Consider the following 6198-nt stretch of genomic DNA (forward strand, 5'->3'; position numbering starts at 1 on the left):
AACAAAAGAAAGCCAAAATTATTACTGAAGAAGCTAAACTTAAAATTATAGAAAGAAAAGTGCGTACTCGTCGCTTAATTGAACTGGGGGGATTGATTGCTAAAGCAAACCTCGATGACTTACCTACCAATAGTTTATTTGGAGTATTAATTGCTTTAAAAAATGAATTAACAAAGTCCACACATATCAAAGACCAATGGACTAAAATTGGTCGGGATATTTTTGATCAAGAATTAAAAGATAAGCATTTCTTATCTTAAAATTTATAACGGGATTGTTCAATAGACCATACGCATCAAGTTAAGCTATAACAGTTAATAATTTCAGTGTATTTAAGAAAGATAATCTAGTTTTACGATATTTATCTTTCAAAGAGAATCTTGCCCAATCTATAATTAATTTTTTAAGAAATTGCTCTAAATGATTACGACTTTTACTAATATTCAGGAATAATTCTCTTGATCTTTTCTGCAGTTCAATAAGAGCCTTGGTTAAACTAATTTCTCTATTATTTGCTAATTCTACATAATTTGACAACCCATGAAAAATAATCGCACTACATAATTTACCATATAATTCATACAAAACCCTTGGGGACTTTTACTTTTTCCTTTAAGATTTTCAATTTTTATATGGCTTTTATATAATTTAAACAATAATTCAATTTGCCATCTTGCTCGATAAATTATCATTATATGCTCAGCACTAATCATATTCTCTGATACATTAGTTATAAATATTGACCAATCTAGTAATCTTTGGTTTTTTGTAGAAGACTTATACTTATGAGATTTAGCTAATAAATTAGCCTTCCTCCTTCTACAAAGAATCTGACAGAGCCATATTTTTTAATCAAAATACTATATAACTCAACACTCCTATCTTGTAAACTCTTATTCCTTCCTACTCACAATATCCTCTCTTATCCTTACCTGGCGTTATAAATTTTTGGTAGAGACGTTACATGTTTCCAAAACGATCGTTTTAAGAATAGTGTTAACTAGGTTTTTATGCCTAGAAGATATACCGTTTTGCGTTACAGCGAAAGTTCCTTAACTGAATTCCTATTAGGCATTCACCATTATCTCACCAAGCATATTAGTGTACAACGTGTCTGTATTACTATAATTATAAGTAGAAATATAATTATAATTATTTTTTATTGTATAATTATCTAGTATTTCCTTTTGCAATTCATCAACATTACATAAACCATATTTTTCTGCTGGTTTATATAATTCAAGTGTTTGATCATAATATGCTTTGGCAAGTTCATGATCTCCTTTCTTATATTGATCAATAGCTTGTTTCAACATTGCACTACCAAAATTATATTTAGCAAGAGCGATTAGATATCCTATATTGTCTTGTCCTATTAATTTGTCATAAATTGATAAAGCAGAATGATAATGTACAATACCTTCATCATATTTGTACTGCATGCACAACGCATTCCCTTTATCAACGTATATATTTCCAAGTAACTTTATAATATAGTGCTTTTCCTCGTCATTGTACTCCTTGTAATTGGTATGATTTATACTATTAATTGCATACTCGTAGTATAATATTGCATTCTGATAACGGTAAGAATTATATTCAATACTACCATATTGATAATATTCTTTATAAGTATAACGATAATAATAAGGTGTATCTGTATAAAATTGTACATTTTTCTCTAATGAATGTGATGATATCTTAGTATCATCGATACTTTTGTGTATACCTTTCATATTGTGACACTGTATATCATCCGAACTTTGAAGCGTGATATCCATGACTTGATTTGATATTAAAATATTATTAGATACTTTATTAGATAACACTTTACTATCCTTTGATATATCTAATGATTCAGGTTGATTGCTGAATTTATCAATTTTAAGATTTACTGAGGTATTTTTTTTATATTGTTGTAAATGACCTGTTTGATCATCTTCTAATATAGATTGCTGTGGTATTGTATTTGTATACTGAATACAATCAAATAAATAATTATGACATGTACTGTTATATATATCCGAAGCTATATCTATACCACATTGTATTAAAACTTTTACAATATCAAAGTAGTCGTACTCTAAAGCGTAATATAATACTGTTTTATTATCAGTAGTTTTGACATTAATATCAGCACCTTGCTCAATTAACCAGTATACTAAATCGTAGTTACCCAATATCACAGCATAGTATAATACTGTTTTATTATCAGTAGTTTTAGCATTAATATCTGTACCTTGCTCAATTAACCAGTATATCAGCTCATAGTTCTCAGATATCACAGCATAATGTAATAGTGTTTTATTATCAGTAGTTTTAGCATATATATCTGCACCTTTCTCAATTAACCAGTATACTAAATCTAAGTTATCAGACTTCACAGCAAAGTGTAATACTGTTTCATTATGATCAGTTTTAGCATGCATATCTGTACCTTTCTCGATTAACCAGTATACTAGATTGTAATTACCGGATCTAACAGCAAAGTGTAATACTGTTTCATTATTTGTAGTTTTGGCATTAACATCTGCACCATTTTTAACTAGGTAACTTATTAAATCTAAGCTTCCGCACTCAGCAGCAAAGTATAATACTGTTTCATTATTTGTAGTTTTAGCATTAATATCAATACCACATTGCACTAGGTAACATATTAAATCTAAGTTAGAAGAGCCAGCAGCATAGTGTAATACTGTGGCATTATTAGCAGTTTTAGCATTGACATCTGCACCATTTTTAACTAAAAACTGCACTAAATTTAAGTTGCGAGATATAAAAGCATAGTATAATACATTATTATGCCAATTATCTTTAGCATTAACATCTACCCCATGGGCAACTAGCAAATATACCAAATCTATGTTACCAGACTCAGCTCCAGAGTGTAATATTGTTTTACCATTATCAGTTTTAACATTAGGATTGGTACCATATACGAGTAATAATGGTACTAATTCTACGCAGCCAAATTGAGGTGCATATATTGCGAATGCATTTATATTACAGTATGATACAAAAGGTATTATATTTCTTAGCTTTTCTTGCTCTACTAATGCATTCACTATATACTCTCTTTCGGTATTGCATGTATTTATAGTATCCGACAAAAAATTTTTTCGACCATATTGACTGTTGATGGTACCCAATGATGTATTGTATGTTATGGTAATAATATCTGTTTTTGGTGAGGGTGATTTAAATATTGATCTGATATTTGAATCACCATGTCTCTTTGTATAAGTTATAGTTGCCGGAAAAGCACATTCAGCTAATATTGGTTTGTAAGTGATGTTAATAAAAACACTATTATGTTCGAATAATAGATTACTTACCGGAATCTGTACTACTGCTAAAGGTACTAATTTATATTCTAAAATATTATGCAAATTGAGATTTATATTTAGAGAAAAGTTGTAAGGTATAGTATTAGTGTCTTTTATCAAAAGTGATAAATTATTATTATACGTTATATATTCTGGGGTGGTGGTCCGAGACAATGTGCATGTTGTAGTGTTATTGACAACAAAATGAGTACTATGTTGAGTGTGGGTAAATGAAGCAAAAGTATTATAAGTACTCACGTTATTGATTATTTTACTGGTAATAGTTACGATGCTTATATCAACATTGAGTATCCTATTACTATAACTTAATGTAATATTACACTAACATTATCATTAGTACGAGATACATAATACTTATTTGCTTTATAAGTGTGATGTGCACTACCGTATTGTGTTTGCCTATGCATAGTGGTAGAGCGTATTTGAAGTTCAATATTACCTTTATTACTACCACCTAATATGACTAAATGTATTGATTGATATCCATTATTCTTAGGATATCTAATATAATCAACAAACTGTGATGTTATGGTATTATAATGTAGATGAATTAATTTAGAAAAATTGTAACATGCTTTTTTATTTGGTACAATTGCTCTAAAAGCCAAAATATCATTAAGTGCTGTAATATGGATATCTTTAACAAGTGTTTTTATCCATATAGAATATGGGGACTTAATTCTGTAGCTTAGGCTTGCTTTTATATTTAGTTTTCTAAATATATTTCCAAATTGCTGTTCTATATTGTGAATTATATTATCTATGTCAGGATATAGCCAATGCATATAATAAAGAATTCTATTACGTTCTTCAGGATATTGAATCTTAAAACATAAATCTTGTAAAAGATAAGCAAGGTCATTGTGTGCTGTATATGATAAAATATAAGGGATATAACAATTAGTGATGATCTTTGATATATGCTGAGCATCGGTATTATTATACTCAAGGTTAAAGATACTAACCTTATGTAATAATGGAACAATCGAAGTTAATATTGCCGTTTCCTGTAGTTTGGGATTAATAGTTAGTAATAGCTCATGAAAATGAATATATTGCTCAGCATATGGTTTATAGTGAATAGTAGATAATTTAATAATAACATCAACTAGATATATAATATTATTATTAAAATGATTATAATTTTCTAGATTAAGATGTTGTATATTTTCATGTAATAGTACTGCTGTGAATGAGGAAGAATCTCTAGTTGTAATGCTTTTGTGATGGTATGTATTTGGTCAGGATAGGTTGTTTTATCAGAACAGTGTTGATGGTATAACTCTAAAGCTTGATTAATGCATGAATTATTGCTTATATTTTGATATAACATGATATTTACTTAAGCATCTGTGGAAGTGTTGCAAGATAAAAAATTTTTAACCACAATATAAAATCTATATCCTGAAATCGTAATACTTTCATTCTGAAATAAAAGTTTTATCTTGCAACATTCTCAGTACACTTAATTTTTTGTAATTTGCAGCTATATTTTAAGCAATGTGTATATAATTGCCTTGTAACTTTCGGTACCTTGAGATAAGAGTAATAGTTAAGAAAAATTGTAAAGTCTCTAAAATTATTTTCCATCCTTTCTCAGGAATTTTAGCTCCGATTGTTTGTATATTATGTAATCGATCAAATAATTTAATTAATAGCAACTCTTTTTTCTTTTGCTGATATAATATTTTAACTATTTCTGCTGAACTAACTTTTTTATCATTGTTAACTCGTGTTAAATCTTCAACCTGGTTAGCAATTTTATAGCCAAATTCTTTTATAATCATTTCTTTAGTAAGTAACGTATCTTCCAATCATGCAATATGCTAGTTACTATGATATCCGTTCTAAATAAATAATCAGAAATCATATATGCTACTTCTAAAGGATGTGAGTAATAAAATTCTCCTGTTTCTCGCTTTTGCCTGTCATGATACTTTTTAGCAAAATAAATTGCTTTTTTAATTTTATTAAGATCAACTTTGTGTCTAGAAACCTTATTAATAAGCATGATCTTCGTTAATAGCCTTTTACTATATCGGCAATTTGATAGATATGTAACTTTTATTTTGTCTAGCTCAAGATCTATACTTTTAGGTTTTAACTTTTCTACAATAGGATCTATAGTTTTTTGATGATTTTCTTGACTTCTTGCCATATATCCTTCCTTACTATAATTTGCTTAAGTATAACAAGTAAAGAACAATAATCAAGAAAATCATCATTATTCGTTAATGCATAATCATCAAAACCGTATCAATATCAACATGATATATCATAAATCAGATCATCAAGAAGAGGTAACTTAATTGGTATATTACAGACGCAATAGTAGTACTTTTACCTTTTTTACTTGTTACTTCAATCTCTCCATTTAGCTCACCAATTAGACGTTTTACAAAACTTAATCCTGATCCAAGTCCATGATATTGCGTAGCAACATCAAATTTATCAATCTTTTCATGAAGATGTTGCCTGATTTCTTTAGACAGACCAACGCCACTATCATGCACCATAAATTGAAATACCATTTCTCTATTTTATTGTTCTGATTCTGAAACGGCTGGACTAATAGCAAACATGTTCACTGTTACCACAACTTTACCTTCTTTAGTAAATTTAATAGCATTATCTATTAACTGCTCTAATATTGCTCCTATTCGATAAGTATCACTAATTATAGCATTTGTTAAATCGTACTGAAAATTACAAGATAAATTTAATCCCTTACGTTGAGCTATTGGCATCGCTCTATCAATCTCTTTTAAATAACTCAGATTCTTTCAATTTATTATTTGCTTCTTGTAATTCTAATTTATATTTAATTATATCAGTATAAAGGGAGTGTTGA

General features: G+C 28.5%; 5 protein-coding genes and 2 pseudogenes. 1 reads left to right on the plus strand and 6 read right to left on the minus strand.

Annotated features, from left to right (window positions below; translation table 11 throughout):
* Positions 1-59: 59 nt before the first annotated feature.
* Positions 60-260: a conjugal transfer protein TraD gene (locus tag SB78_RS03135; protein ID WP_241773700.1), complete on the plus strand. Its 201-nt coding sequence runs from the start codon at positions 60-62 to the stop codon at positions 258-260.
* Between the two features lie 40 nt (positions 261-300).
* Here the strand turns inward: SB78_RS03135 and SB78_RS10745 are convergent.
* The 6 genes and pseudogenes from SB78_RS10745 to SB78_RS10760 form a co-directional block, all read right to left on the minus strand.
* Positions 301-833 (minus strand): annotated as a pseudogene (locus SB78_RS10745) (transposase); the annotation flags it as partial.
* Between the two features lie 234 nt (positions 834-1067).
* Positions 1068-3110 carry an ankyrin repeat domain-containing protein gene (locus SB78_RS03150; protein WP_158510095.1) on the minus strand — a complete coding sequence of 681 codons (2043 nt, stop codon included), beginning with the start codon at positions 3108-3110 and terminating at the stop codon, positions 1068-1070.
* Positions 3111-3652: 542 nt separating this feature from the next.
* Positions 3653-4132: a hypothetical protein gene (locus SB78_RS10750; protein ID WP_241773701.1), complete on the minus strand. Its 480-nt coding sequence runs from the start codon at positions 4130-4132 to the stop codon at positions 3653-3655.
* A gap of 636 nt (positions 4133-4768) precedes the next feature.
* A pseudogene (locus SB78_RS03160) lies at positions 4769-5505 on the minus strand (HD domain-containing protein).
* A gap of 124 nt (positions 5506-5629) precedes the next feature.
* Positions 5630-5878: a sensor histidine kinase gene (locus SB78_RS10755; protein ID WP_052458474.1), complete on the minus strand. Its 249-nt coding sequence runs from the start codon at positions 5876-5878 to the stop codon at positions 5630-5632.
* Positions 5879-5887: 9 nt separating this feature from the next.
* Positions 5888-6094 carry an ATP-binding protein gene (locus SB78_RS10760; protein WP_052458475.1) on the minus strand — a complete coding sequence of 69 codons (207 nt, stop codon included), beginning with the start codon at positions 6092-6094 and terminating at the stop codon, positions 5888-5890.
* Between the last annotated feature and the right edge of the window lie 104 nt (positions 6095-6198).

The organism is Rickettsia asembonensis (assembly GCF_000828125.2).
Lineage (GTDB): Bacteria > Pseudomonadota > Alphaproteobacteria > Rickettsiales > Rickettsiaceae > Rickettsia > Rickettsia asembonensis.